At 66.1% G+C, this 25606-nt stretch carries 22 protein-coding genes, 1 tRNA gene and 1 pseudogene; 19 read left to right on the top strand and 5 right to left on the bottom strand.

The annotated features are described in order from the left end of the window. On the bottom strand, positions 1 to 711 hold the full coding sequence (locus tag CAL24_RS05135) for a response regulator transcription factor (RefSeq protein ID WP_094805906.1): 711 nt from the start codon (positions 709 to 711) through the stop codon (positions 1 to 3). A 211-nt stretch (positions 712 to 922) separates the two neighbouring features. On the opposite strand from CAL24_RS05135, the gene CAL24_RS05140 reads away from it, so the two are divergent. The 7 genes and pseudogenes from CAL24_RS05140 (at position 923) to CAL24_RS05170 (ending at position 6732) form a co-directional block, all read left to right on the top strand. Next, positions 923 to 1387, top strand: a complete 465-nt coding sequence (locus tag CAL24_RS05140) for a tripartite tricarboxylate transporter TctB family protein (RefSeq protein WP_094805907.1) — start codon at positions 923 to 925, stop codon at positions 1385 to 1387. A gap of 13 nt (positions 1388 to 1400) precedes the next feature. Beyond that, positions 1401 to 2906, top strand: a complete 1506-nt coding sequence (locus CAL24_RS05145) for a tripartite tricarboxylate transporter permease (RefSeq protein WP_094805908.1) — start codon at positions 1401 to 1403, stop codon at positions 2904 to 2906. 300 nt (positions 2907 to 3206) lie between these two features. Then, entirely contained in the window at positions 3207 to 3524 is a 318-nt protein-coding gene (locus tag CAL24_RS05150; RefSeq protein ID WP_432759278.1) for a hypothetical protein, read from the top strand. 241 nt (positions 3525 to 3765) lie between these two features. After that, complete coding sequence (locus CAL24_RS05155) at positions 3766 to 4383, top strand: nitroreductase family protein (RefSeq protein WP_094805910.1); 618 nt, start codon at positions 3766 to 3768, stop codon at positions 4381 to 4383. A gap of 38 nt (positions 4384 to 4421) precedes the next feature. Then, positions 4422 to 4967 carry a carboxymuconolactone decarboxylase family protein gene (locus CAL24_RS05160; RefSeq protein ID WP_094805911.1) on the top strand — a complete coding sequence of 182 codons (546 nt, stop codon included), beginning with the start codon at positions 4422 to 4424 and terminating at the stop codon, positions 4965 to 4967. 54 nt (positions 4968 to 5021) lie between these two features. Further along, on the top strand, positions 5022 to 5714 hold the full coding sequence (locus tag CAL24_RS05165; protein ID WP_094805912.1) for a glutathione S-transferase N-terminal domain-containing protein: 693 nt from the start codon (positions 5022 to 5024) through the stop codon (positions 5712 to 5714). Positions 5715 to 5774: 60 nt separating this feature from the next. Further along, positions 5775 to 6732: pseudogene (locus CAL24_RS05170) on the top strand (cupin domain-containing protein). An 85-nt stretch (positions 6733 to 6817) separates the two neighbouring features. On the opposite strand, the gene CAL24_RS05175 reads toward CAL24_RS05170, so the two are convergent. Beyond that, positions 6818 to 6908: transfer RNA gene (locus CAL24_RS05175), tRNA-Ser, on the bottom strand. A 349-nt stretch (positions 6909 to 7257) separates the two neighbouring features. Between CAL24_RS05175 and CAL24_RS05180 the strand changes: the two genes are divergently transcribed. Genes CAL24_RS05180 through CAL24_RS05190 form a run of 3 tightly spaced genes read left to right on the top strand, consistent with a single transcriptional unit; the run spans position 7258 to position 10099 of the window. After that, positions 7258 to 8040: a 3-hydroxybutyrate dehydrogenase gene (locus tag CAL24_RS05180; RefSeq protein WP_094805913.1), complete on the top strand. Its 783-nt coding sequence runs from the start codon at positions 7258 to 7260 to the stop codon at positions 8038 to 8040. A gap of 39 nt (positions 8041 to 8079) precedes the next feature. Beyond that, a complete protein-coding gene (gene yaaA, locus CAL24_RS05185; RefSeq protein ID WP_094805914.1) occupies positions 8080 to 8850 on the top strand; it encodes a peroxide stress protein YaaA in 771 nt (256 codons plus the stop codon). A 13-nt stretch (positions 8851 to 8863) separates the two neighbouring features. Further along, entirely contained in the window at positions 8864 to 10099 is a 1236-nt protein-coding gene (locus CAL24_RS05190) for an MFS transporter (protein WP_028356522.1), read from the top strand. A 132-nt stretch (positions 10100 to 10231) separates the two neighbouring features. Here the strand turns inward: CAL24_RS05190 and CAL24_RS05195 are convergent, their stop codons facing one another. Next, entirely contained in the window at positions 10232 to 12451 is a 2220-nt protein-coding gene (locus CAL24_RS05195) for an FUSC family protein (RefSeq protein ID WP_094805915.1), read from the bottom strand. 448 nt (positions 12452 to 12899) lie between these two features. On the opposite strand from CAL24_RS05195, the gene CAL24_RS05200 reads away from it, so the two are divergent. The 4 genes from CAL24_RS05200 to pssA all read left to right on the top strand — a co-directional run bounded on the left by CAL24_RS05200 (position 12900) and on the right by pssA (position 17319). Further along, a complete protein-coding gene (locus CAL24_RS05200; protein WP_094805916.1) occupies positions 12900 to 14615 on the top strand; it encodes an acetolactate synthase 3 catalytic subunit in 1716 nt (571 codons plus the stop codon). An 11-nt stretch (positions 14616 to 14626) separates the two neighbouring features. Further along, the gene (ilvN, locus tag CAL24_RS05205) at positions 14627 to 15118 is read left to right on the top strand and encodes an acetolactate synthase small subunit (protein ID WP_028356519.1); all 492 of its coding nucleotides are present in this window, start codon (positions 14627 to 14629) and stop codon (positions 15116 to 15118) included. A 64-nt stretch (positions 15119 to 15182) separates the two neighbouring features. Beyond that, positions 15183 to 16199 carry a ketol-acid reductoisomerase gene (gene ilvC, locus CAL24_RS05210; protein WP_028356518.1) on the top strand — a complete coding sequence of 339 codons (1017 nt, stop codon included), beginning with the start codon at positions 15183 to 15185 and terminating at the stop codon, positions 16197 to 16199. A gap of 346 nt (positions 16200 to 16545) precedes the next feature. Beyond that, entirely contained in the window at positions 16546 to 17319 is a 774-nt protein-coding gene (gene pssA / locus CAL24_RS05215) for a CDP-diacylglycerol--serine O-phosphatidyltransferase (protein WP_028356517.1), read from the top strand. 27 nt (positions 17320 to 17346) lie between these two features. On the opposite strand, the gene CAL24_RS05220 is transcribed toward pssA, so the two are convergent. After that, complete coding sequence (locus CAL24_RS05220; protein ID WP_028356516.1) at positions 17347 to 17865, bottom strand: hypothetical protein; 519 nt, start codon at positions 17863 to 17865, stop codon at positions 17347 to 17349. A 229-nt stretch (positions 17866 to 18094) separates the two neighbouring features. Between CAL24_RS05220 and rpsO the strand changes: the two genes are divergently transcribed. From rpsO to CAL24_RS05240, 4 genes are all read left to right on the top strand, one after another. Next, positions 18095 to 18364 carry a 30S ribosomal protein S15 gene (gene rpsO, locus CAL24_RS05225; RefSeq protein ID WP_028356515.1) on the top strand — a complete coding sequence of 90 codons (270 nt, stop codon included), beginning with the start codon at positions 18095 to 18097 and terminating at the stop codon, positions 18362 to 18364. A 90-nt stretch (positions 18365 to 18454) separates the two neighbouring features. After that, positions 18455 to 20620, top strand: coding sequence for a polyribonucleotide nucleotidyltransferase (gene pnp, locus CAL24_RS05230; RefSeq protein ID WP_028356514.1), 2166 nt, complete (start codon positions 18455 to 18457; stop codon positions 20618 to 20620). 138 nt (positions 20621 to 20758) lie between these two features. Beyond that, complete coding sequence (locus tag CAL24_RS05235; protein ID WP_094805917.1) at positions 20759 to 21484, top strand: hypothetical protein; 726 nt, start codon at positions 20759 to 20761, stop codon at positions 21482 to 21484. Between the two features lie 35 nt (positions 21485 to 21519). Beyond that, entirely contained in the window at positions 21520 to 22737 is a 1218-nt protein-coding gene (locus tag CAL24_RS05240) for a threonine ammonia-lyase (RefSeq protein ID WP_094805918.1), read from the top strand. Here the strand turns inward: CAL24_RS05240 and CAL24_RS05245 are convergent. After that, positions 22731 to 23294 carry a PIN domain-containing protein gene (locus CAL24_RS05245; RefSeq protein WP_094805919.1) on the bottom strand — a complete coding sequence of 188 codons (564 nt, stop codon included), beginning with the start codon at positions 23292 to 23294 and terminating at the stop codon, positions 22731 to 22733. The two genes, CAL24_RS05240 and CAL24_RS05245, sit on opposite strands and share 7 nt — an antisense overlap. Before the next feature lie 411 nt (positions 23295 to 23705). Here CAL24_RS05245 and CAL24_RS05250 point away from each other — a divergent pair, with 411 nt between their 5' ends. Continuing rightward, positions 23706 to 25589 carry a type VI secretion system Vgr family protein gene (locus CAL24_RS05250; RefSeq protein WP_028356510.1) on the top strand — a complete coding sequence of 628 codons (1884 nt, stop codon included), beginning with the start codon at positions 23706 to 23708 and terminating at the stop codon, positions 25587 to 25589. Positions 25590 to 25606: the final 17 nt, after the last annotated feature.

A 25606-nucleotide genomic window follows, 5' to 3' on the forward strand; every position in this document is an offset into this window, starting at 1 on the left:
TCAGCCGGGAGCCGCGCGGTCGTCGGGGTCGGCGGTGGCAGACATGCGGTAGCCCACGCCGCGCACGGTGTGGATCAGCGGCAGATCCGACTGGCCGTCGATTTTCTGGCGCAGCCGGCTGATGTGCACGTCGATGACGTTGGTCTGCGGGTCGTAGTGATACCCCCATACCGTGGCCAACAGCATGGTGCGGGTCAGCACCTGGTCGGGGTTGTTCATCATGTAGGTCAGCAGCTTGTATTCGCGCGGCTGCAGCACCACGGTCCGGCCGCCGCGGGTGACCCGGCCGGTGACCAGGTCCAGCGACAGGTCCGCCATGTTCAACTGGCGCTGCTCGTAGCCCGCCGCGCTGCGGCGGATCAGCGCCTCGACCCGCGCGGCGAGCTCCGGAAAGGCGAACGGCTTGGTCAGGTAGTCGTCGCCGCCGGCCTTCAGGCCGCGTACGCGTTCGTCCATGGCGGTGAGCGCGCTCAGCACCAGGACCGGCGTCTTCTTGCCCAGGGCGCGCATCGACCAGAGGATGGAGAGGCCGTCGACATCGTTGGGCAGCATGCGGTCGAGGATGATGGCGTCCCAGTGCTCGGTGGTGGCGCGCTGCAGGGCGGTGGAGCCGTCCATGCTGACAAACGATGCGTAGCCCAGTTCTTCCAGGCCATTGGCGATGTAGCGGGCGTTGTCGGCGTCGTCTTCCACGATGAGGCAGCGTCGCATCTCGACTCCCGTGCCAGTCATTATCACAGTGAAAAATTCTAGCCCAGCGGCGGCGCTGGAAGCGCGCGTTTTCCCGCACATTGCCAAACCCTAATGATTCCGTAATTTCTGGCGCGGCCGGCACTCTTTATTCTCTTTCGCTTCTTCCGTATGCACGGCGGCATACATGCGCCGGCCTTCAAGAGCCCCGGGAGAACGAAGAGGAGCTTTCATGAGAATCAGGTCAAGGCAGGACTTCTGGTCAGGGATCATGTTCCTGGCCATAGGCGTTTTCTTTGCTGTCGTGGCGGCCGGCTACCAGATGGGCACCGCGGCCCGCATGGGGCCGGGCTATTTCCCGTTCTGGCTGGGCGTGGTGCTGGCCCTGCTGGGGGTGGTGGTGGCGCTGACCGCGCTGTCGCCCGAGGCGGAGGAAAACCATGTCGACCGCTTTGACTGGCGCATCCTCGCGGTCATCATCGGCGCGGTCATTCTGTATGGATTGCTACTGCGGCCGCTGGGCGTGTACCTGGCGACATTCCTGCTGGTGGTGATCAGCAGCGTGGCGAGCCACGATTTCAGCTGGAAGGTCGCCGTCGCCAACGGCATCTTCCTGGTGGTGTTCTCGTACCTGGCATTCGTCAAGGGGCTGGGGCTGATCTTCCCGCTGTGGCCGTCGTTTCTGGGCATGAACTGAGGAGCAACGGACCATGGAATTGTTCGATCACCTGATGCTGGGTTTTTCGGTGGCGTTCACGCCCGAGAACCTCGCCTATGCGCTCCTCGGAGCGCTGCTTGGAACCCTGATCGGCGTGTTGCCGGGCATCGGCCCCGTGCCGACCATCGCCATGCTGCTGCCGATCACCTACGTGTTGCCGCCGACCGCCGGCTTGATCATGCTGGCGGGCATCTACTACGGCGCGCAGTATGGCGGCTCGACCACCGCCATCCTGGTGGCGCTGCCAGGCGAGACCTCCGCGGTGGTGACCGTGCTCGACGGCCACCAGATGGCGCGCAACGGGCGCGCCGGCGCCGCGCTGGCCATCGCCGCGCTTGGCTCGTTCTTCGCCGGCTGCGTGGCCACGCTCATGCTGGCCGCCTTCGCGCCGCCGCTGGCCGAAGTGGCGTTCAAGTTCGGCCCCGCCGAGTACTTCTCGCTGATGACCCTGGGCCTGGTGGGCGCCGTGGTGCTGGCCTCGGGCTCGCTCATCAAGGCCATCGCCATGATCATCCTGGGCCTGCTGCTGGGCATGGTGGGCACCGACGTGAACTCCGGCGTGGCCCGCTTCGACTTCGGCATCCCCGAGCTGCAGGACGGCATCGACTTCGCCATCGTGGCCATGGGCGTGTTCGGCTTCGCCGAGATCATGAACAACCTGGAACAGCGCGAGAATCGTGTCGAGATCACTGACAAGGTGGGCACGCTATACCCCAACCGCGAGGAGTTCCGCGAATCCTATCCGGCCGTGCTGCGCGGCACCGCCATGGGATCGTTCCTCGGCATCCTGCCGGGCGGCGGGGCGGTGCTGTCGTCGTTCGCGTCCTACACCCTGGAAAAGAAGCTGTCCAAGAACCCCGAACGCTTCGGCAAGGGCCACCCGGCCGGCGTGGCCGGCCCGGAATCGGCCAACAACGCGGCCGCGCAGACCTCGTTCATCCCGCTGCTGACCCTGGGCATCCCGGGCAACGCCGTGATGGCGTTGATGGTCGGCGCGATGACCATCCACAACATCCAGCCCGGCCCGCAAGTCATGACCAGCCATCCGGAGCTGTTCTGGGGCCTGATCGCCTCGATGTGGATCGGCAACCTGATGCTGGTGGTGCTGAACCTGCCGCTGATCGGCATCTGGATCAAGCTGCTGAAGGTGCCCTACCGCATTTTGTTCCCGGCCATCCTGGTGTTCTGCACCATCGGGGTCTATTCGCTGAACTACAACACCTTCGACATCTTCATCACCGCCATCTTCGGCGTGGTGGGCTATGTCTGGTCCAAGCTGAAGTGCGAAGGCGCCCCGCTGCTGCTGGGCCTGGTGCTCGGCCCGATGATGGAGGAGAACTTCCGGCGTGCCCTGCTGCTGTCGCGGGGCGATTTCCTCACCTTTGTCGACCGGCCGTTGTCGGCCTCGCTGCTGGCCGCCGCGCTATTGCTGGTGCTGGTGGTTGCGCTGCCGTCGATCCGCAAGAAGCGTGAGGAGACCTTCGTCGAGGAAGACTAGGCGGGATGGCACGACGGCGCCTGGCGGCAGGCGCCTGCCCGGCCTGTCAGGGCGCCGCAAAAAGGCGTTCAGAACAGGTTGATGAGCCAGTCGAACAGTACGAGCGTGTCGTAGAGCAGTTGCATACGCCTGGGTGTCTAGAGTGCGCGGATACGCTTGCAAGGATTGTAAGCCCGCGCGACTGTCAGGAGCGGCCGGCCGGCGTTGGCAATCTTGCGAGCCATTATGTAACAAACGGACAGCGGCTTTGCGAGGCGGCAGCCTATGCTCCGCCGTGAGAAATCGCCACAAGAGGCTCGCATGAAAAAGACAACGGTGCTGGGTATGTTCGCCGTCGCGGCGGCGCTGCTGGCGCCCGCCGCCATGGCCGACCCATGGAAAGACGAATCGGGGCATGGCGACCGCTATTACGGCGGCCATTACCACGGCGGCGACCACAAGGAAGAATACTGGGACGGCCACTGCAAGGTCGAGCGGAAATGGAAGGGCAACGGCGACTACAAGGAAGAGCGCAAGTGCAAGGCGCCCCGTTACCGCCAGCCCGTCATCGTGCCGGGCTATCCCGTTTATCCGGTCGAGCCGGGCATCGTCATCGAGGGCACGGCCGTGATCCGTTGAGCTGTCGTGTGCGCCGCGTAAGCCGTGCGCCAGTGCCACGGCTGTACACCACGAGGCCCCGCAAGGGGCCTTGTCGTATCCAGGAACTGGTCATGAAAGGGGAAGGGCGCAAACCGGCAGGCGCTCCGTCGTGTCCAGAATGATCCTTTTGGGCATTTTATTGAGCAAATTCCGTCTCGAAATGCGCATTCAATGATCCTACAGTGGAGGCTCCTGATCACCTCCGCCCATAGGAACCACCGTGACCAATGCCGTCATTGAATGCATCTTGAGCCGCAGCGCCGCCAAGTACTACGACCCCGCCGCCGTTCTGAGCGATGACCAGATCCGCGAGCTGGTGCGCATCGGCACCACCGCGCCCACCTCTTTCCACATGCAGAACTGGCGTTTTATCGCCGTCCGCACGCCCGAAGCCAAGGCGCGGCTGCTGCCGATCGCCTGGAACCAGCCCGCTATCACCGATGCGGCCGTGACATTCATCGTCTGCGGCGTACTGGCCGATTCCAGCGTCATCCCCGAGCGCCTGGCGCCGCTGGTGCAAGCAGGCGTCATGCCGGCGGCGATGGTGCCGGAATGGGAAAACCCCGCGCGCGGCCTGTATGCCGAGGACCCGCAGCTGCAGCGCGACGAGGCCGTGCGCACCGGCACCTTCGGTGCGGCGGCAATGATCTATGCGGCCCGCTCGCTGGGCCTGGGGTCGACGCCGATGATCGGTTTCGACGCCGAGGCGGTAGCCGGCGAGTTCAGGCTGGCCGAGAACGAAGTGCCGGTCATGCTGTTGTCCATCGGGGCGGAACGTGCCGGCAACTGGGCGCAGAAGCCGCGCCGCCCCGTGGACGAAGTGCTGGACCTTGTTTAACCCCCCCAACCCGACTCGACAGCCTAAGGAGAAACACCATGACCAGAACCGCCGCTCTCAAGCCGGAACAAGTGCCCACCGCGTCGAAAGCGACTCTCGACGCATTCACGAGGAACCTCGGGTTCACTCCCAACATGATGGCGGCTTTCGCGCAAAGCCCGATTGCGTTCAACGCCTGGGCCACACTGCTCGGCTCGCTGAGCAAGGCGCTCGACGTGAAGACGCGCGACAGCATCGGCCTGGCCGTGTCCGAAGTGAACGGCTGCGATTACTGTCTGGCGGTCCACAGCTATACGGCCGAGCACATGGCCAGGCTGCCGGCCGACGAGGTGGTGCTTGCGCGCAAGGGCCATGCCAATGATCCGAAGCGGGATGCCGCTATCCAGTTCGCCCGCAAGGTGATCCAGGTCCGTGGCAAGGTCAGCGACACCGATCTGGCTGCTGTCCGCGATGCCGGCTACACGGATGCCAACATCATGGAGATTGTCGCGCTGGTGGCCATGTATTCCCTGACGAACTTCTTCAATAACGTGTTCGATCCCGAGAAGGACTTTCCCGCCGTGGCGCCGGCTGGCGCGGTCTGAAAACTGTCCGGCCGCGCCGGGGCGCGGCGCGGCCGCTTATCCAGGAGTACGCAAGTGTTGCCCGATCATCCGATTTTCGCGCGCTGGCCGGCGCGGCATCCCGACCGGCTCCAGCTATTTTCCCTGCCTACGCCCAACGGCGTGAAGGTCGGCATCATGCTGGAGGAAACAGGCCTGGCCTATGAGGCGCACCGCATCGACATTGCGGCGAACGAGAGCCATGAGCCGGCGTTTCTCGCGCTCAATCCCAACGGCAAGATTCCGGCGATCTACGATCCCCACGGGCCGGGTGGCCGGCCGCTGGCCTTGTTCGAGTCCGGCGCGATCCTGATCTACCTCGCCGACAAGACGGGGCAGTTGCTCTCCACCGATCCGGCCGCGCGCTACGAGACGATCCAGTGGCTGATGTGGCAAATGGGCGGCGTCGGGCCGATGTTCGGCCAGGTCGGATTCTTCAACAAGTTCGCCGGCAAGGAGTATGCAGACAAGCGGCCCCTGGAGCGATATGCGAAAGAATCGGCGCGGCTGCTCGGCGTGCTCGACGCCCGGCTGGCGGGCCGGGACTGGGTGATGGGCGACGGCTACAGCATCGCCGATATCTCGTTGCTGGGCTGGGTGCGCAACCTGATCGGCTTCTATGAAGCGCGGGAGATTGTCAGCTTCGACCGCTATGGGCATGTCCGGCGCTGGCTCGAGCAAGGCCTCGCGCGTCCGGGAGTGCAGCGTGGGCTGAAGGCGGCGGCTTAGGGCCGGGCCGGCCGCTGCCCAACTGCGATACGATCTGGAAGCACTCGAGCGCGCGTTCATATGTCCGAAGTCGACTGGCTGAGCCATCTTCTGAAAATCATCACCGTCACGGGGCGGCTGGAAGTCCGCTGCGTCTACGGTGCGCCATGGCGCGTGGCCTGGCCCCGATCCGAGGCGCACGAGATCCCGTATCACATCGTGCTCAAGGGCCGGGCCATCATCGAACACCCAGATACCAGGACAGCCCGGGAACTCACGGACGGCGACATTGTGCTGCTGCCCAGCGGCTCGGCGCACGTGCTGCACGATGGCAGCGGGCAACCGCCGGGGCGGGTCCACGACCGCCAGGGCGCCTGGGGATGGATGCTCAAGGAAAATGACGGGCAGGGCGAGCGCCTGGACATGTTGTGCGGGCGCTTTTTCATCGAGCCGCCGCATGACCGGCTGATTCGCGACTATCTGCCCCCCAACCTGGTGGTGAAGGCGATGGACGGCGATGGCGGACAAGCCGCCGGGTCCGCCTCGAATCACCTCGCCAGCCTGGTAGGACTGATGCGGGCGGAATCGGCCAGCGGCCGGCTGGGGGGGATACGCCATGCTCAATGCGCTCACCTCGGCGTTATTCGCCCTGGTGCTCCGCGCGGCCAGCGAATCCGGGCAGGCCCCGGCGGGCTTATTGGCGCTGGCGGGCCATTCGCGCCTTGCCCCGGCTATTTCGGCCATGCTCGCCGATCCGGCGCGGCCCTGGAGCCTGCCCGAGCTGGCCGGCTTGTGCAGTATGTCGCGCGCCACCTTCATGCGGCACTTCCAGGACAAGCTGGGGCGCTCGGCCATCGAGCTGCTCACCGATATCCGGATGAGCCTGGCCGCCAACGCGCTGAAGCAGCCGGGGCGGACCACCGAGGCCGTGGCCGAGTCGGTCGGGTATCAATCCGTGGCGGCATTCCGCCGGGTGTTCGCCGACAGGATGGGCATGACGCCGGGGCAATGGCGCCGGCTGCCGGGCGACGCGCAATAACACGCCAGGCCCAGCAAGAAAAAGCCCCGTAATTCGGTGAATTTACGGGGCTTTCGTATTGGTCAGGGCTTGCCTGGGCAAAAACTGGCGGAGAGGGTGGGATTCGAACCCACGGTACGGGGAAACCGTACGCCTGATTTCGAGTCAGGTACATTCGACCACTCTGCCACCTCTCCGGTGTCCGCTTTCCTTGCCGGATGAATGCAATCCGGCGGGTACGCTGCCCGCGGCGCAGGGCGCCGTGGTCGTCTGGCAAACGTACGGACCTTCGTCTCCGAAAAAACGAAGACCGCAACTATATCAGAAAAAATCCTGGCCTGTCTCGGCCACGGGCAGGGCAGCCGGCAGCGCATGCCGGCCCGCACGCCCAACCCCGGCCTGGACGCTCAGCGAACCTCCAACCTCCGCCTCACAAGACGTCAAGCCACCCACTCCACCGCCCGCCCCTTGTAACGCGCGCGGCGGCTACACTTGAGCCCGGCCTTCGATCCCGGGCGCGGCCCGATTCCACACAGGAGAATTCGCATGCTCAAAGGAAAAGTCGCAGTCGTCACTGGCTCCACCAGCGGTATCGGCCTGGGCATCGCCACCGCGTTCGCCCAGCAGGGCGCCGACATCGTCTTGAACGGCTTCGGCGATGCCGCCGAGATCGAGAAAGTGCGGGCCGGCCTGGCCGGCGAGCATGGCGTGCGGGTGCTATACGACGGCGCCGATCTGTCGCGCGGCGAGGCCGTGCGGCAACTGGTCGCCAACACCGTGCAGTCGCTGGGCCGCATCGACATCCTGGTCAACAACGCCGGCATCCAGCACACCGCGCTGATCGAGGACTTCCCGGTCGAGAAATGGGACGCCATCCTGGCGCTCAACCTCTCGGCGGTGTTCCACGGCTCGGCCGCCGCGCTGCCGCACATGAAAAAGCAGGGCTGGGGCCGCATCATCAACATCGCCTCGGCGCACGGCCTGGTGGGCTCGGCCAGCAAATCGGCCTACGTGGCGGCCAAGCATGGCGTGGTCGGGCTGACCAAGGTCACCGCGCTCGAAACCGCCGGCACCGGCGTCACCGCCAACGCCATCTGCCCGGGCTGGGTGCGCACCGCCCTGGTCGAAAAGCAGATCAGCGCCCTGGCCCAGCAACAGCAGGTCGACCAGGAAGCCGCTGCCCGCGAGCTGCTCAGCGAGAAGCAGCCGTCGCTGCAATTCGTGACCCCCGAACAACTGGGCGGCACGGCCGTGTTCCTGGCCTCGGACGCCGCGGCCCAGATCACCGGCACCACGATCTCCGTCGACGGCGGCTGGACGGCGCGCTGATCCCGCACTGACGCACAGAAAACCAAGGAACCCCGCAACATGCTGTTTTTGCTTTCCCCCGCCAAGAAACTGGATTACGACACGCCGGTGCACATCGAGCACCATACCCAGCCGCTCTTCGTGGACCAGGCCGCCGCCCTGATCAAGGTGCTCAAGACTTTGTCGGCGTCCGACGTGGCCGAGCTGATGAGCCTGAGCCCGGCCCTGGCCGAGCTCAACGTGGGGCGCTATGCCGCCTGGTCGCGCAAGTTCACCCAGCACAATGCCCGCCAGGCCGTGCTGGCGTTCAACGGCGACGTCTACGAAGGCCTGCAGGCCGGCACCCTGTCGGCCGCGCGGCTGGACTGGGCGCAGGAACACGTCGCCATCCTGAGCGGCCTGTACGGCGTGCTGCGGCCGCTCGATCTGATGCAGCCGTACCGCCTGGAAATGGGCACGCGCCTGGCCACCGCCAAGGGCAAGAACCTGTATGAATACTGGGGCAGCACCATTGCCGACCACCTCAACGAGCGGCTGGCCGGCAAGAAATCGCCCATCGTGGTCAACCTGGCCTCGGAAGAGTATTTCAAGGCGGTCGATCTCAAGGTGCTGAAGGCCCGCGTGGTGCAGTGCGTGTTCCAGGACTGGAAGAACGGCACCTGGAAGGTGATCAGCTTCCACGCCAAGCGCGCGCGCGGGCTGATGGCCCGCTATGCCATCGAGCACAAGGTTGCCAAGCCCGAGGGCTTGCAGGGCTTCGACAGCGAGGGCTACGCCTACGACGCCGCGGCATCGACGGCGGACAAGCTGGTGTTCCGCCGCAAGGCCTGACCATCCGCCAACCATGTCCGCCGGCCTGCGCGTCTTCCTGTTCTTTTCGCTGGGATACCTGGTCTCGTACCTGTTCCGCGGTGTCAACATCGGCTTCGGTCCGTACCTGACCCAGGAGCTGAACCTGTCGGCCGCCGACCTGGGCACGCTGACCAGCCTGTACTTCCTGGGCTTTGCGCTGATGCAGATCCCGGCCGGGCTGTTCCTCGACACCTGGGGGCCGCGGCGCGTCAACGCGCTGATGCTGGTGGTCGCCGCGGCGGGCACGCTGGTGTATGGCCTGTCGGACTCGCTGGCGGGCCTGATGGCGGGACGCCTGCTGATCGGCGCCGGCGTCTGCGTGTGCCTGGGGGCGGCCTTCCAGGCCCTGGCGCAGACCTTCCCGCTGGCGCGCCTGCCCATGGTCAACGGGCTGGTCATGGCCGTCGGCGGGCTGGGCGGCGTGCTGGTCGGCTCGCCCCTGTCGTGGCTGCTGGGGCGCACGTCATGGCAGGCCGTCAGCATCGGCCTGGCGTTCTTCACGCTGGCTGTCTCGGCGCTGCTCTGGTTCGGCGCGCCGCGCGAGGCGGCCCGCCATCGCCATCCGCCCGGCCTGGGCGAGCAATGGCGCGGCACCTGCGCCTTGTTGCGCGACAGCCGCTATTGGCGGCTGGTCTCGCTGCCCGTCATGACCGGCGGGGCGTTCTACGGCGTGCAGTCGCTATGGGTGCGCCCCTACCTGATCGAGGTCAACGGCTTCGACGCCGCGCACGCCGCCGCGCTGGTGTCGCTGTTGGGCTTCGCCATGATGGCCGGCAACGTGGGCCTGGGCGCCATGGCCCGCCGCATGGAGCGGCTCGGCCTGGGGCTGTACGGCTTCGGCGGCCTCTGCATGCTGCTGTTCCTGGCCACGCAGGCGCTGATCATGGCGCGCGCGCCCATCGCGCCGGAAGTGCTGTGGGCCTGCTACGGCGCGTTCGGCTCGGCCAACATCCTGGTGTACGCGCTGCTGGCCGGCGAGTTTCCCCCGGAACTGCTGGGGCGCGTCGCCTCCACCACCAACTTGCTGATGTTCCTGACCATCTTCCTGTGCCAGGTCGGCATCGGCTGGATCGTCGACCTCTGGCCCCGGCAGGGCGGGGCGTATCCGCCCGCGGCGCATCTTGCCGCCTGGGGCGTGGTGCTGGCCCTGCAAGTGGCGGCGGCGGCCTGGTACTTCTGGCCGAAGCGCCGGCGCAATACGATGGTGTCGGACACCGGGGGCGCCTGAAAAGGGTGCCAGACACCCCTGGGGGTATCTGGCACCTGCGGCGAGCTCGACCGTTGGTGTCCCGCATCAAAAAGGTGTCCGACACCTGCGATACCTGCGGGGCGGCCCCTGGTGTTCCGCAGCGGCCCCCGCTCAGGCCGCCGCCACGGCCGGGCGGCCGCGCGGCGGGTCGGCGACCGCCGTCATCTCCTGGCGGATCTGCGTCGCGGCGCGCAGCATCTGCTTCAACGGATAGGCCAGCGCGGCCAGTTCGCCGCCGGTGTCGAACTGGCTGGGCAGCTCGTCCGGCGCCGGCCGGCTCTCGTCCAGCAGGTCGGCCATGCCGGCGAATGCCTGCTGCATCGACTCGGGCGGCTGCTTCAGGCCGGCCAGCAAGGGGATCGCCGCGGTAATCTGCGAGGCCATGATGTGATTCTGGATCAGCAGGTTGTTGAACTCCGGCACATTGGCCTGGTGCGAGCGCGGTTCGCTCATCATCCGGTAGAACGCCTCGGCGAAATTGCTGAAGGCGATATGCACGTTCTTGCGCGCCAGCCGCCAGGCGATGTCGGCGTCCGCCACCGACAGGGTATCGGCCGACGCCTGGGCCTCGAGCGACTGGGCCCGCACCGCCTCGGCGTAGCGCAGGCCGGTGCGCAGGTACTCGCGGTTGGCGTTGACGGCGGCGCGCGCCAGCGACTTCATGTAGCGGGCTTCCCACCATGGCAGCACATAGCTGCACACCAGCGCGATGGCGCAGCCCAGCGCGGTATCGAGGGCGCGCTCGCCGATCACTTCCATCGACACGGTGCCCGGCGCCACGAAGTGGAACACCATCACCACGAACAGCGTATTGAAGATCGCACTGGCCATGTAATTGAGCTGGACCAGGCTGTTGCCCATGATGCACGCCACCAGCAGCACGGTGAACAGCGCCGCCGGGCGCTGCGTGAAGTGGAACAGCAGCAGCGCCAGCAGGCAGCCGATCAGCGTGCCCGTCAGGCGCCAGCCGTTGCGCTGGCGGGTCAGGGCGAAACCGGGCTTCATGATGATGATGATGGTCAGCAGCACCCAGTAGCTGTGCGCGGTGGCGAATTGCGCCCCCATGAACTGGCCGGTCACGCCCAGGGCGATGGCGGCGGCCAGCGCCACGCGCATCGCGTAGCGGAAGTAGGGCGAGTCCAGCCGCAGGTTGCTGGTCAGCATGCCCAGGCGCAGTTCCTGGCGCGACATGAAGCGGGTCAGCGATTTGTCGATGCGCAGTTCGCTGGTGGGCTGCGCATCCGGCCGGGCCGCGGTGTGGTCGGCCAGCTTGCCGACGATGCGCGCGGCGTTGCGCAGCCGCCGCAACACCTGCACGATCAGCGCGAGCATCTCCGGCTCGCGCTCGCCCATGCCGTCGCGCTTGAACTGCTCGATCTCGTACTCGATGGCGCGCAGCTCCGCCTTGGTGCTGCTGCGGTACTGCACGTGGCGCCCGCGCGAGACATCCAGCGCGATCCGGTTGAGCTCCAGCGCCATCTTGGTCAGCGCGTCGCGCATGAACATCAGACAGTCGTGGCCCGCCAGCGCCCGCCGCAGCGAGGCATAGTCGGTGTGGGTCGCCACCAGCGTGTCCAGCAGCTGCAGCATGTCCACGAACATGTTCCACAGCATGACGCGTTCGCGGTCGCGGTAGCCGTGCCCGCGCGGCAGGGTGCGCAGCACGATATCGCGCGCGGCCTGGTGGCGTTCGGTCATGATCGATTGCGACTGGATCAGCGCCCGGTAGGTGTCGTCCAGGTCGGTGGTCTCGTCGTAGAAGCGGCTGCGGGCCGCCATGTAGTCGGCGGTGGCGAACAGTGCCACCGACATCGCCTGGCGTTCCTCGCGCAGCCAGAAGATGCGGCTGAATCCCAGGCTGAAGGCCAGGTAGAACAATGCGCCGCCCAGCGTGGCGGCCGAGTGCGCCAGCACCTGGCTGGGCGCCAGCGGCGAGTGCATGGTCAGGGTCATGATCAGCAGCCCGGCGAAGCCGATCAGGCCGCCGCGCTTGCCGAACACCGAGAACATCGGGAACAGGAAGCACTGGCCGATCACCGCCAGCCACAGCAGTACGGGGTAGGTGGACGCCGCGCCGGTGATGGTGACCGTGGTGGTGGCCAGGAGCGCCCCGCCCAGCATCTCGTTGGTGCGGTGCCGCTGCGGCCCGCCCGGCTGGTCGATGATGGCCAGGCATTGCGCCCCGAACGTGGCCACCAGGCCGAAGCCGTATTCGCCGAACAGCCCGCCCAGCACCAGCACTGGCAGCAGCATGCCCACGCCTTGCCGCACGCCGCCGAAGAAGTAGTGGCTATAGAGAAAACGCGGAATGCTGGCGATGCGCAAATCCATGGAAGGGGCGGCTTTTGAAGGGCGACCGGCCAAGTATAGAAAGATGCGCGGGTTTTGGGGGCCGGATCGGCGGCGGCGAGCGATTTGCTCCCGATGCCGCAACGCGGTAAATTTGCTGCCTTGCGCCGGCCTGCCTATCCGATGCCGGCGTCCAGGCAAGCGTGCCGCCCGGGCTACATTCCGGGTGCTGCGCCCCAGCAATACTGCCGTTGGCCGCGCCACAAGCGTGTGTTGCCAAGGCTTCCATTTCGACCTCCAGCGTCCCCCAGGGGCGTTTGCGCTGCGTTCCCGACGAACGCGTGCCGGGTCGGCAAGGTGTCCGGGTGGCGTGGCTCCGTGAGTCACAAAGCGCCGGGTCATGTTGTCGGTACCGGTCCGGGTTCAGTTGCCGTCGTATCCGGGCGAGCAACGGTCAGGAAAACAGGGCCGGTACTGAAAGGAATACAACATGGAAACCATAGGCGCCGATATCGTCGTGCGCTGCCTGGCCGATGAGGGCGTCGAGCACGTCTTCGGCTACCCTGGCGGCGCGGTGCTGTACATCTACGACGCGATTTTCAAGCAAGACAAGTTCCAGCACATCCTGGTGCGCCACGAGCAGGCTGCCGTGCACGCGGCCGACGCCTATTCGCGCGCGTCGCAGAAGGTGGGCGTGTGCATCGTCACCAGCGGTCCGGGCGTCACCAATGCCGTCACCGGCATCGCCACCGCCTACATGGACTCGATCCCGCTGGTCATCATCAGCGGCCAGGTGCCGACCGCGGCCATCGGCGAAGACGCGTTCCAGGAATGCGACACGGTCGGCATCACCCGGCCGTGCGTCAAGCACAACTTCCTGGTGCGCGACGTCAAGGACCTGGCCGAGACCATGCGGCGGGCCTTCTACATCGCCCGCACCGGCCGTCCCGGCCCGGTGCTGGTCGACATCCCCAAGGATGTCAGCCTGGCGCCCTGCAAGTACGTGCCGCCCAAGGGCGAGATCGCCATGCGCTCGTACGCGCCGGTCAACAAAGGCCACCAGGGGCAGATCAAGAAAGCCGTGCAGATGCTGCTGGCCGCCGAGCGCCCGATGATCTACGCCGGCGGCGGGGTCATCCTGTCCGACGCCGCCGCCGAACTGCGCCGCGTGGTCGAGCAGCTCGGCGCGCCCTGCACCAACACCCTGATGGGGCTGGGCGGGCTGGCCGGCACCAGCCGCCAGTTCGTCGGCATGCCCGGCATGCACGGCACCTACGAGGCCAACATGGCCATGCAGCACTGCGACGTGCTGCTGGCGGTGGGCGCGCGCTTCGACGACCGCGTCATCGGCAACCCGCGCCACTTCGCGCAGAACGCGCGCAAGATCATCCACATCGACATCGACCCGTCGTCCATCTCCAAGCGCGTGCGGGTCGACGTGCCGATCGTCGGCAACGTCAAGGACGTCCTGGCCGATCTCAGCGCGCAATACGACATCGCCCGCGCCGACGCCAAGCCGGCGCCGCTGGACAAATGGTGGCAGCAGATCGACGCCTGGCGCGCCAAGGAATGCCTGAAGTACGCCAATTCCGACGAGGTCATCAAGCCGCAGTACGTGGTGGAAAAGCTCTGGGAAGTGACCGGCGGCGACGCCTTCGTCACCTCCGACGTGGGCCAGCACCAGATGTGGGCGGCGCAGTACTACAAGTTCGACAAGCCGCGCCGCTGGATCAACTCCGGCGGCCTGGGCACCATGGGCGTGGGCCTGCCGTACGCCATGGGCGTGCAGATGGCCAATCCGGGCGCGGACATCGCCGTCATCACCGGCGAGGCGTCGATCCAGATGAACATCCAGGAACTGTCCACCTGCCACCAGTACCACCTGACGCCCAAGATCGTCTGCCTGAACAACCGGTTCCTCGGCATGGTCCGGCAGTGGCAGCAGATCGATTACGGCTCGCGCTATTCCGAGTCGTACATGGATTCGCTGCCGGACTTCGTCAAGGTGGCCGAGGCCTACGGCCACGTGGGCCTGCGCATCGAGCGCCCGGCCGACGTCGAGCCGGCGCTGCGCGAAGCATTCAAGAAGCACAAGGATCGCCTGGTCTTCCTGGACTTCATCACCGACCGCACCGAGAACGTGTGGCCCATGGTGAAGGCCGGCCGCGGGCTGACCGAGATGCTGCTCGGCTCTGAAGACCTGTAAGGAGGGCGATCATGAAACACGTGATTTCCGTGCTCATGGAAAACGAACCCGGCGCGCTGTCGCGCGTGGTCGGGCTGTTCTCGGCGCGCGGCTACAACATCGAGACCCTGACCGTCGCGCCCACCGAGGACGCCACGCTGTCGCGCCTGACCGTGGTCACGGTCGGGTCGGACGAGATCATCGAGCAGATCACCAAGCACCTGAACCGCCTGGTGGACGTGGTCAAGGTGGTCGACCTCACCGAGGGCGCGCACATCGAGCGCGAGCTCATGCTCATCAAGGTGCGCGCGGTCGGCAAGGAGCGCGAGGAAATGAAGCGCATGGCCGACATCTTCCGCGGCCGCATCATCGACGTCACCGACAAGTCCTACACGATCGAGCTGACCGGCGTGCAGGAAAAGATCCAGGCGTTCATCGACGCCCTGGACCGCAGCGCCATCCTGGAAACCGTGCGCACCGGCGTGTCCGGCATCGGGCGCGGCGAACGGATCCTGAAAATCTGATCGACCTGTCCGGGCGTCACCCTACCAACATCAAACTGAAATCGAATAATCCGGAGCACACGACATGAAAGTTTTCTACGACAAAGACTGCGACCTGTCCCTCGTCAAGGGCAAGACCGTCGCCATCATCGGCTACGGCTCGCAAGGCCACGCCCACGCGCTGAACCTGCACGACTCGGGCGTGAAAGTGGTGGTCGGCCTGCGCAAGGACGGCGCCTCCTGGAAGAAGGCCGCCAACGCCGGCCTGGAAGTCAAGGAAGTGGCCGAGGCCGTCAAGGCCGCCGACGTGGTCATGATGCTGCTGCCCGACGAGAACATCGCCGCCGTGTACCGCAACGAAGTGCACGCCAACATCAAGGCCGGCGCCGCGCTGGCGTTCGCCCATGGCTTCAACGTGCACTACGGCCAGGTCGTGCCGCGCGACGACATCGACGTCATCATGATCGCCCCCAAGGCGCCCGGCCACACCGTCCGTTCCACCTATTCGCAGGGCGGCGGCGTGCCCCACCTGGTGGCCGTCTACCAGGACAAGTCCGGCTCCGCCCGCGACGTGGCGCTGTCGTACGCCAGCGCCAACGGCGGCGGCCGCGCCGGCATCATCGAGACCAACTTCCGTGAAGAAACCGAAACCGACCTGTTCGGCGAGCAGGCCGTGCTGTGCGGCGGCACCGTCGAGCTGATCAAGGCCGGCTTCGACACCCTGGTGGAAGCCGGCTACGCGCCCGAAATGGCCTATTTCGAGTGCCTCCACGAGCTCAAGCTGATCGTCGACCTGATCTACGAGGGCGGCATCGCCAACATGAATTACTCGATCTCCAACAACGCCGAGTTCGGCGAATACGAGACCGGCCCCAAGATCGTCACGGAACAGACCCGCCAGGCCATGCGCGAAGCCCTGGTCGCGATCCAGACCGGCGAATACGCCAAGAAGTTCATCCTGGAAAACGCCGCCGGCGCCCCCACGCTGACCTCGCGCCGCCGCATCAACGCCGAATCGCAGATCGAGCAGGTCGGCGGCAAGCTGCGCGCCATGATGCCCTGGATCGCCGCCAACAAGCTGGTGGACAAGTCCAAGAACTGACCGGCTTGCGCCATTGGTGTCAGGCACCCTGCGGGAGTCTGACACCCGATACGAAGCGATACGTTCCTCACGCCGGCGTCAGGCTCCCGCAGGGTGCCTGACGCCGGCGTGTTCCGCGCGATATGCCCGTGTCGGGCACCGATTGTCCTGACGCGGGCGCCGGCCCAGGCGGCGGGCGCCCGCAGTCCCTGCGGCATCCCTGGCGGGATGCCTTTTTTTTGCCCCGGCCGGCACGCGCCCGGCCTTGCGCCGGACCGTCCCGGGAGCAAAAAATGGGTATTTCCGGGCCGGCAAGCGGCGCTGGATGGGTTAACCTTTCAGGTATACGCCGCAATTGTCAGTGACTATGCCCAATTTCTCCATGCGCGATTCCGAAAATCGCCACCGCAGCATCTACCTGCTGCCCAATGCCTTCACCACCGCGGCCTTGTTCGCGGGCTTCTATGCCGTGGTGCAGGCCATGAACGACCGCTTCGAGACCGCCGCGATCGCCATCTTCGTGGCGCTGGTGCTCGACGGCATGGACGGCCGGGTGGCGCGCCTGACCAACACGCAATCGGCGTTCGGCGAGCAATACGATTCGCTCTCCGACATGACCTCGTTCGGCGTGGCGCCGGCCCTGGTCATCTACGAGTGGATCCTCAACGACCTGGGGCGCTGGGGCTGGCTGGCCGCGTTCGTCTACGTGGCGGGGGCGGCGCTGCGGCTGGCGCGCTTCAATACCAATATCGGCGTGGTCGACAAGCGCTATTTCCAGGGCCTGCCCAGCCCGGCCGCGGCCGCGCTGGTGGCCGGCTTCGTCTGGCTGGCCATCGACAACAAGCTGCCCATCCACGACAACGTGATGGCCTGGGTGGCTTTCTGCCTGACCATGTACGCGGGCGTGACCATGGTGTCGAACGCCTCGTTCTTCAGCGGCAAGAGCTTCGCCCTGGGGCGCAGCGTGCCGTTCTGGGGCATCTTGCTGGTGGTGGCGGTGTTCGTGTTCGTCTCCAGCGACCCGCCGGTGGTGCTGTTCGGCCTGTTCGTGCTGTATGGCCTGTCTGGGTGGGTGATCATGGCATGGCGCTGGAATCGCGCCCGCCGCCTGCAGCAGGAGCGCCGCTCGCACTCCGAATAGCGCCGGCCGGCCAGGCCGGCGCCGGGGTCACCGCCAGCGCCAATCCTCGTCGTACATCGGGTCCGGGCCGGGGTGGAACCGCGTCACGCGGTCGCCGTCGCGGCCCATGTACACGTACATCAGCGAATTCCACACCCCCGACTGCTTGTAGCGGTAGGACCACACCACCTCGCGCACGCTGGGCAGCCCCACCTGCGAGATATCGGCCGGCGGGCCGAATTCGCAGCGCACCTGGTCGGCGGTCCAGGTGCCGCTGGCCAGGCGCCGGAAGTGGGCATCGGTCAGCACCGGCACCACCTGGTCGATGCGGCCGTCCGCGCCCACGTTGGCGCCCCAGGCGAACTGGCCGTAGGGCTGCTGGGTCCAGATGACGCGCTGCCCGCCGCCGGGCAGTTCGCAGCTGAAATTCGGCCGGCCGATCCGGGCCGCCACGTCGCCCAGCGGCGAACCGGGAGGCACCTGGGCCGGGTTGGCGCAGCCCGCCAGGACGGCCACGGCGGCGAGGGCGCCGGCGCGGGCGGCCAGGCGTGAAATGTTACAGAGCATGCCGGCTCTCCTAGGGATGGCCGCCGTGCCGGCCTGCCCGGCGAGGCGCCAGGAGCAGGGTGGACGGCCCGATACGGCAATTCTAGCGAATCGGCTATAATCTCGGTCTGATTTGCCCGGCTATCTTGCGTGGCCGGGCAAATTAGTATCATGCATGCACGGTTTTTGCCGTTTTTTGAACCCACGGCTGGGCGCCTCGGCCCTGCCGCAAGTCCGTAGAGGTCATTCCATGTCCGTAGCTGACATCAATAAAGCCGACATCGTCGCGCAGTTCCAACGCGCCCAGGGCGATACCGGCTCCCCCGAAGTCCAGGTGGCTCTGCTCACCGCCCGCATCAACGAACTGACCGGTCACTTCAAGACCCACATGAAGGACCACCACTCGCGCCGCGGTCTGCTGCGCATGGTCAGCCGTCGCCGCAAACTGCTCGACTATCTCAAGGGCCGCAATCCCGATTCGTACCGCGCACTGATCGAAAAACTCGGTCTGCGCAAGTGATCGACGGGGCTGGCTCCCCATGATGCAACCGTGGCCGGTGCGACGCTCGTCGCGGCGGCCACGGTTTTTCATTTGTAAGGAATCCTCGTCATGTTCAATAAAGTGACCAAATCGTTCCAATACGGCCAGCATACGGTCGTGCTGGAAACGGGCGAGATCGCCCGCCAGGCATCCGGCGCGGTGCTCGTCTCGGTGGACGACACCGTGGTGCTGGCCACCGTTGTGGCCGCCAAGAACGCCAAGCCCGGCCAGACCTTCTTCCCCCTGACCGTCGACTACATCGAGAAAACCTACGCCGCGGGCCGTATCCCCGGCGGGTTCTTCAAGCGTGAAGGCAAGCCGTCCGAAAAAGAAACCCTGACCTCGCGCCTGATCGACCGCCCGCTGCGCCCGCTGTTCCCCGAAGGCTTCTACAACGAGGTGCAGGTGGTCCTGCACACCGTCTCGGTCAATCCTGAAATCGATCCTGACATTCCCGCCATGATCGGCGCCTCGGCCGCGCTGGCCATCTCGGGCATCCCGTTCAACGGCCCTATCGGCGCCGCCCGCGTGGGCTACATCGACGGCCAGTACGTGCTGAACCCGGTGGCCTCGCAACTGCAATCCTCGCAGATGAACCTGGTCGTCGCCGGCACCGAGAACGCCGTGCTGATGGTCGAATCCGAAGCCCAGCAGCTGTCCGAAGACGTCATGCTGGGCGGCGTGGTGTACGGCCATGAGCAAATGCAGGCCGCCATCAATGCCATCCATGAACTGGTGCGCGAGGCTGGCAAGCCCGAATGGGACTGGCAGCCCGCCCCCAAGAACGAAGCCCTGATCGCCGCCGTGACGGCCGCCGCCCAGGAAGGCCTGGGCGCTGCCTACCAGCTGCGCCAGAAGCAGGCCCGCACCGCCAAGCTGCGTGAAGTCTACGCCGAAGTCCATGCCAAGCTGGCCGAGCAGGCCGCCGCCGCGGGCCAGGATGCGCCCGACGCGGTCGAGGTCGACAACATCCTGTTCGACCTCGAGGCCCGCATCGTGCGCGGCCAGATCCTCAACGGCGAGCCCCGCATCGACGGCCGCGACACCCGCACGGTGCGCCCCATCAGCATCCGCCTGGGCGTGCTGCCGCGCGCGCACGGTAGCGCGCTGTTCACCCGCGGTGAAACCCAGGCCCTGGTCGTGGCCACGCTGGGCACCAAGCAGGACGAGCAGATCATCGACGCGCTCATGGGCGAGTACCGCGACCGCTTCATGCTGCACTACAACATGCCGCCCTTCGCCACCGGCGAAACCGGCCGCATCGGCGTGCCCAAGCGCCGCGAGATCGGCCACGGCCGCCTGGCCAAGCGCGCCCTGGTGTCGCTGCTGCCCGACCACGACGAATTCCAGTACACCATCCGCCTGGTGTCCGAGATCACCGAATCCAACGGCTCCTCGTCGATGGCCTCGGTCTGCGGCGGCTCGCTGGCCATGATGGACGCCGGCGTGCCCATCAAGGATCACGTGGCCGGCGTGGCCATGGGCCTGATCCTCGACAGCGGCAAGTTCGCCGTGCTGACCGACATCCTGGGCGACGAAGACCACCTCGGCGACATGGACTTCAAGGTCGCGGGCACCGAGAACGGCATCACCGCGCTGCAGATGGACATCAAGATCCAGGGCATCACCAAGGAAATCATGCAGGTGGCGCTGGCCCAGGCCCGCGAAGGCCGCCTGCACATCCTCGGCAAGATGCGCGAAGCCCTGGACGGCTCGCGTAACGAGCTGTCGGCTTTCGCGCCGCGCATGCTGACCATCAAGATCAACCCCGAGAAGATCCGCGACGTGATCGGCAAGGGCGGCGCCACCATCCGCGCCCTGACCGAAGAAACCGGCACCCAGATCGACATCTCCGACGACGGCACCATCGTCATCGCCAGCGTCGACGAGGCCCAGGCCAAGGAAGCCCAGCGCCGCATCGTCGAGCTCACCGCCGACGTCGAAGTGGGCCAGGTGTACGACGGCTCCGTGCTGCGCCTGCTGGATTTCGGCGCCATCGTGCAAGTGCTGCCGGGCCGCGACGGCCTGCTGCACATCTCGGAAATCGCCAACTACCGCATCGCCAACATCAACGATGTGCTGAAGGTCGGCCAGCAAGTCCGCGTCAAGGTCATCGAGGCCGACGACAAGGGCCGCCTGCGCCTGTCCATCAAGGCCATCGGCGGCATCGAGCAGCAGCAGCAGCCGGGCGCCGGCGAGCAGCCCGCGCCGCAATCGGAACCGCAGGCCGAATAAGGTTTGCTTTTCTTGAGCAGAAACGGCACCGCGAGGTGCCGTTTTTGTTGCGATCTACGGTAAATTCTGGGCACGCGCGAACGGGCCGGTGGCGGCCACGAAGGAGGACGCATTGACCGGCACAGGACTCGACACGGCATGACGACCACGCGGCTGGCCGCCTGGCTGCTGGCGGGCTGCGGCCTGCTGGCGGCCGGCGGCTGCATTCCCAGCCAGCCGGCCGCGCACGGGCCGCAAAGCGAAGACATGTCGATGGACCAGTTCGCCCAGACGGACTTCAATCGCACGGTCACGCTCGAGATCCGCGACAACCTCGACAGCCTGTACGTGCTGCTGGACAAGCTCTACCGCCGCAATCCGCGCGAATGGCGCAAGATCGGCGTGCCCGACCAGCCGGCCGCGGTGGCGCGGGTGCGTCGCATGGTCGAGAACCGCACGCCGCCGCCGGGCCTGAACGGCCTGCGCGATATCCAGATCCTGGCCGTCTCGCTCGACCCGGCCTACCGGGGCGACCGCGTCGCGGCCTTCATCTACGGCTTGGCCGATACGATAATCGCGGCTCATAATGACAAGACGCGCATGTACCTGTCCGATGTCCTCGACGGCCAGCGAATCTACAATGCCGCCCGCAATGTCGAGGCGGCCGCGTGGCTGCTGGCCTCGCGCCGCGATGCGCGCGGAGAGCCCCTGCTGCTGGCCAACGAGATGTCCGACCTGGCCACCAACCTGAGCTTCGAACGCGAATTCGGCGCCATCATCGGCCGGCTGGACCTGATCGCCAACCTGCTGGGGGAAAATGCCCGGCGCGTCGGCATCAATTATGCGCAAGGCCTGCTGTTCTTCAATTTCCTGCCGGTGCGGTAGGGGACCGCGGCCGCCACGCTCTACAGGACCCGACAGTGATCGATCTCGCCGCCATCCAAGCCGCCCGCGCCCGCCTGCAGGGACAGGTGCTTAAAACCCCGTTCACGCATTCGCGCACGCTGTCCGACATCCTCGGCGCCGAGATCTGGCTCAAGTTCGAGAACCTGCAGTTCACCGCCTCCTTCAAGGAGCGCGGGGCGCTCAACCGCATGCTGGCGCTGGCGCCCCAGGAGCGCGCCCAGGGCGTCATCGCCGTGTCGGCCGGCAACCATGCCCAGGGGGTGGCCTACCATGCGCAGCGCATGGGCGTTCCCGCGGTCATCGTCATGCCGCGCTTCACGCCCACCGTCAAGGTCGCCAACACGCGCCGTTTCGGCGCCCAGGTCGTGCTGCACGGCGACACCTTCGACGACGCCCAGGCCCACGGCTACGAACTGGCGCGCGAGCGCGGCCTGGTCATGATCCATCCCTATGACGACCCGGCGGTGATCGCCGGGCAGGGCACCGTGGCGCTGGAAATGCTGGAAGACCAGCCCGACCTCGACGCCATGGTCATCGCCATCGGCGGCGGCGGCCTGATCAGCGGCATCGCCACGGCCGCGCGCGCCATCAAGCCTGGCATCGAGATCGTCGGCGTGCAGACCGAGCGCTTCCCGGCGATGTACGCCGCCATCCGCGGCGAGGCCATGGCCGCCGGGCACTACACCATCGCCGAGGGCATCGCGGTGAAGTCGCCCGGCGTCATCACCCAGGACATCGTGCGCCGCCAGGTCGATCGCATCGAACTGGTCAGCGAAAGCGACATCGAGCACGCCATCGTGGTGCTGCTGGAAATCGAGAAAACCGTGGTCGAAGGCGCCGGGGCCGCCGGCCTGGCGGCCTTGCTGCACGAACAGGCGGCGGGCGGCAGCCGCTTCCGGGGCAAGCGCGTCGCCCTGGTGCTCACCGGCGGCAACATCGACCCGCTGATGCTGGGAGAGCTGATCGAGCGCGGCATGGTGCGCGCGGGCCGCCTGGCACGCATCCGGGTCGACCTGCGCGACCTGCCGGGCGCGCTGGCCCATGCCACCAAGCTGATCGCCGACGCGCAGGCCAATATCACCGAAGTGCACCACCAGCGCGCCTTCACGGCCTTGCCGGTGCGCAACGTCGAGGTCGACTTCGTGCTGCAGACGCGCGGCCCGGAACACATCCAGGAAGTCATCGACGCGCTCAACGCGGCCGGCTTCGCGGCCAGCAACCACGATCACTGAGGCCGCGGCGGCTCCTGGTCGCGTGCCACCAGCGCCTTCAGGCGATAGAGCCGCTCGCGGCGCAGGATCGCCGCCAGCGGCTCAGGCGCCCGTCCCAGCGCCGCGTGGTCGTCCAGCACCGCGTCCACGGCCGCGCGCAGGCGCGTCGCGTCGGCCTCCCACCATGCCGCCAGCAGGCGGTCCGGCGTGCAGGCATCCAGGCCCTGGCGGCGCAGCTCCGAGCGGTTGAAATCCTTCAGGTTCCAGGTCGCCACGATGACCGTCGGCGGGTATTGCAGCCCGCACCGGGCGCGGCGCGCCAGGCCAGCGGCGATCACGTGGAAATCCTTGGGGTCGCTGTAGCGCAGCACCGCCTCGTAGGCGCCGGTGTCGGATTCGCCGGCCTGCGGAAAACACTGGTTCATTTCGGCCCACTGCGCCGCCAACACCTCTTCGGGAATCGCCCACAGGCGCGCCGCATTGCGACGCCATTCCTCGCCGATGCGTTCGCTCCAGACCGGCGCATACAGGCCCGCGGCGGCCAGGCGCAGCATCAGGCGCCGCACGATGCCGGACATGAGGACACAGGCATCCAGGACGACAAACGGGGGAGTATCGGAGTTCAGGGCGGACACGGCAACGGCGCACAGCGCGCCGGCAGGGCTACGGACGGCCCACACTGTAGCAGGAAGCTGGCCCCGGTTTCTGGTAACAAGAGATTGCCGCAGGCGGCGCGCCGGGCGGCCCGGCAAACTGGCGGATGTTATGCAGCAATAGGCGCCGAATCGCCGCGAGCTATCCGCTGTTATCGACAGTTATAGATTTGTTGCATCTATTAGGGAAAACCGCCTTGAGGCCGTTTTTTTGTTGAAGTAGCTTGCTCGGGTAATCCCTAATCGGGGCAGTGTATCCAGGCCGTATGACAACCGCATGAAAAGCAGGTAGCGCCTCTGCAATCACCGTAAGAAGATCGTTTCGGGAGAGTATCCGTGGATATTCCAAGCTTCATTCAGTCTCGTCCCATCATTGCGCATACTCCCCTGGGAAACAGCCTGACGTTCAAGCAGATGACCGGCCACGAAGGCTTGTCGCAACTGTTTGAATTCGAAGTCGAATTGCTGGCGGACAACTTCAACCTCGACTTGAAGCAACTGCTGGGCAAGCCGCTCACGCTGGAAATCGCCACCACCTCCGCCACGCGCTATCTCAGCGGGCTGATCGTGCGCTGCGTCATGGTAGGCCGCGAAAGCGGCACGTCGCGCAACTATGTCTACAAGGCCACGGTAAAACCCTGGCTGTGGTACCTGACCCAGACCTCCGACAACAAGATCTTCCAGCAGAAGACCATCCCGGACATCATCAAAGAAGTGCTGGGCGAATATGGCTACCCCTTCGAGACGAAGCTCACCGGCAGCTACCGCTCGTGGGAATACTGCGTCCAGTACCAGGAAACCGACTTCGCCTTCGTCAGCCGCCTGATGGAGCACGAGGGCATCTATTATTACTTCAAGCACGACAAGGGCCAGCACACGCTGGTCATGACCGACGACATCGCCTTGCATTCGCCGGTGCCGGGGTATGAATCCATTCCCTATTACGGGCCCGACCGCGTTTCCACTCCGCAAGAAGAATACGTGTCGATGTGGGAGATCTCGGCGCAGATCACGCCCGACGGCTATGCCACGGTCGACTACGATTTCACCAAGCCGGGCGCCAGCCTGGATGCGGTTTCCAAGCGGCCCGGCGGATCCGAGCCGGGCAACCTGGAAATGTTCGAATGGCAGGGCGGCTTCCAGGAAGCCCAGCACGGCGAACACTACGCGCGGGTGCGGCTGGAAGAGCTGCAGAGCATCCAGGAACAGGACCTGGGGCTGAGCAACGCCCGCGGCCTGGCGCCTGGCCACCTGTTCACGCTGCGCAACCATCCGCGCAAGGCCGAGAACCGCGAATACCTGGTCGTGTCGGTGAACTACCGCATGAGCGTGGGCGGCTATTCCACTGGCAGCGGCTCGGAGGAATTCTACGAAGAATCCTTCTCGGCGCTGCCGTCGAGCATCCAGTACCGCGCCCCGCGCGTCACGCCGATTCCCCGCACGCACGGCCCGCAGACGGCCCGCGTGGTTGGCCCCGCCGGCAAGGAAATCTGGACCGACAAATACGGCCGCATCAAGATCCAGTTCCACTGGGACCGCTACGGCCAGAAGAACGAAAGCAGCTCATGCTGGGTGCGCGTATCCAGCCCGTGGGCCGGCGGCGGCTTCGGCGGCCTGCAACTGCCGCGCATCAACGACGAAGTCGTGGTCGACTTCATCGGCGGCTGCCCGGACCGCCCCGTCGTGCTGGGCCGCGTCTACAACGCCAACAACATGCCGCCGGTGGAGTTGCCCGCCAGCGCCACCCAGAGCGGGTTCCGCAGCCAGTCGGTGTACGGCGATCCGTCGATGTGCAACAAGATGATCTTCGAGGACGCGCTGGGATGCGAACTGGTGCACATGCGCGCGCAGAAGGATATGTGCGATGAAGTGGTGAATGACCACAGCCACTCGGTCGGCTGTAATTATGCCGTCGAAGTCGGCGAGCATTACAGCATCAAGGCGAAGACGCTGGGCGTGGAGATCGCCGATACGACCAGCATGGTGCTCAATGGCGCTACGACGGTGAACCGCAAATCCTATACCGAAGACACCAAGGGCGTAGTGATCGAAACTACCACCGGGGATGTCACCAGGTCGACCACCGGCGTGCTTACCAACGTACAGACTGGTCTGCAGGCGCTGACAGAGGTCGGTGCCGTCGGACATTATCTGTTGGGCGGCTACGGTTCCGTGCATGTCGGGAATGTCAAGAAAACCATCTTCGGCAACGTAGGCTGATTTCCCATTTCACGAGA

The organism is Bordetella genomosp. 2 (assembly GCF_002261345.1).
GTDB lineage: Bacteria > Pseudomonadota > Gammaproteobacteria > Burkholderiales > Burkholderiaceae_B > Bordetella_A.

Excerpts from the sequence above, each read along its gene's own strand:
- CAL24_RS05135 (WP_094805906.1), bottom strand. The coding sequence starts at position 711 with ATGCGACGCTGCCTCATCGTGGAAGACGACGCCGACAACGCCCGCTAC.
- CAL24_RS05140 (WP_094805907.1), top strand. The coding sequence starts at position 923 with ATGAGAATCAGGTCAAGGCAGGACTTCTGGTCAGGGATCATGTTCCTG.
- CAL24_RS05145 (WP_094805908.1), top strand. The coding sequence starts at position 1,401 with ATGGAATTGTTCGATCACCTGATGCTGGGTTTTTCGGTGGCGTTCACG.
- CAL24_RS05150 (WP_432759278.1), top strand. The coding sequence starts at position 3,207 with ATGAAAAAGACAACGGTGCTGGGTATGTTCGCCGTCGCGGCGGCGCTG.
- CAL24_RS05160 (WP_094805911.1), top strand. The coding sequence starts at position 4,422 with ATGACCAGAACCGCCGCTCTCAAGCCGGAACAAGTGCCCACCGCGTCG.
- CAL24_RS05180 (WP_094805913.1), top strand. The coding sequence starts at position 7,258 with ATGCTCAAAGGAAAAGTCGCAGTCGTCACTGGCTCCACCAGCGGTATC.
- yaaA (WP_094805914.1), top strand. The coding sequence starts at position 8,080 with ATGCTGTTTTTGCTTTCCCCCGCCAAGAAACTGGATTACGACACGCCG.
- CAL24_RS05190 (WP_028356522.1), top strand. The coding sequence starts at position 8,864 with ATGTCCGCCGGCCTGCGCGTCTTCCTGTTCTTTTCGCTGGGATACCTG.
- CAL24_RS05195 (WP_094805915.1), bottom strand. The coding sequence starts at position 12,451 with ATGGATTTGCGCATCGCCAGCATTCCGCGTTTTCTCTATAGCCACTAC.
- CAL24_RS05200 (WP_094805916.1), top strand. The coding sequence starts at position 12,900 with ATGGAAACCATAGGCGCCGATATCGTCGTGCGCTGCCTGGCCGATGAG.
- ilvN (WP_028356519.1), top strand. The coding sequence starts at position 14,627 with ATGAAACACGTGATTTCCGTGCTCATGGAAAACGAACCCGGCGCGCTG.
- ilvC (WP_028356518.1), top strand. The coding sequence starts at position 15,183 with ATGAAAGTTTTCTACGACAAAGACTGCGACCTGTCCCTCGTCAAGGGC.
- pssA (WP_028356517.1), top strand. The coding sequence starts at position 16,546 with ATGCCCAATTTCTCCATGCGCGATTCCGAAAATCGCCACCGCAGCATC.
- CAL24_RS05220 (WP_028356516.1), bottom strand. The coding sequence starts at position 17,865 with ATGCTCTGTAACATTTCACGCCTGGCCGCCCGCGCCGGCGCCCTCGCC.
- rpsO (WP_028356515.1), top strand. The coding sequence starts at position 18,095 with ATGTCCGTAGCTGACATCAATAAAGCCGACATCGTCGCGCAGTTCCAA.
- pnp (WP_028356514.1), top strand. The coding sequence starts at position 18,455 with ATGTTCAATAAAGTGACCAAATCGTTCCAATACGGCCAGCATACGGTC.
- CAL24_RS05235 (WP_094805917.1), top strand. The coding sequence starts at position 20,759 with ATGACGACCACGCGGCTGGCCGCCTGGCTGCTGGCGGGCTGCGGCCTG.
- CAL24_RS05245 (WP_094805919.1), bottom strand. The coding sequence starts at position 23,294 with ATGTCCGGCATCGTGCGGCGCCTGATGCTGCGCCTGGCCGCCGCGGGC.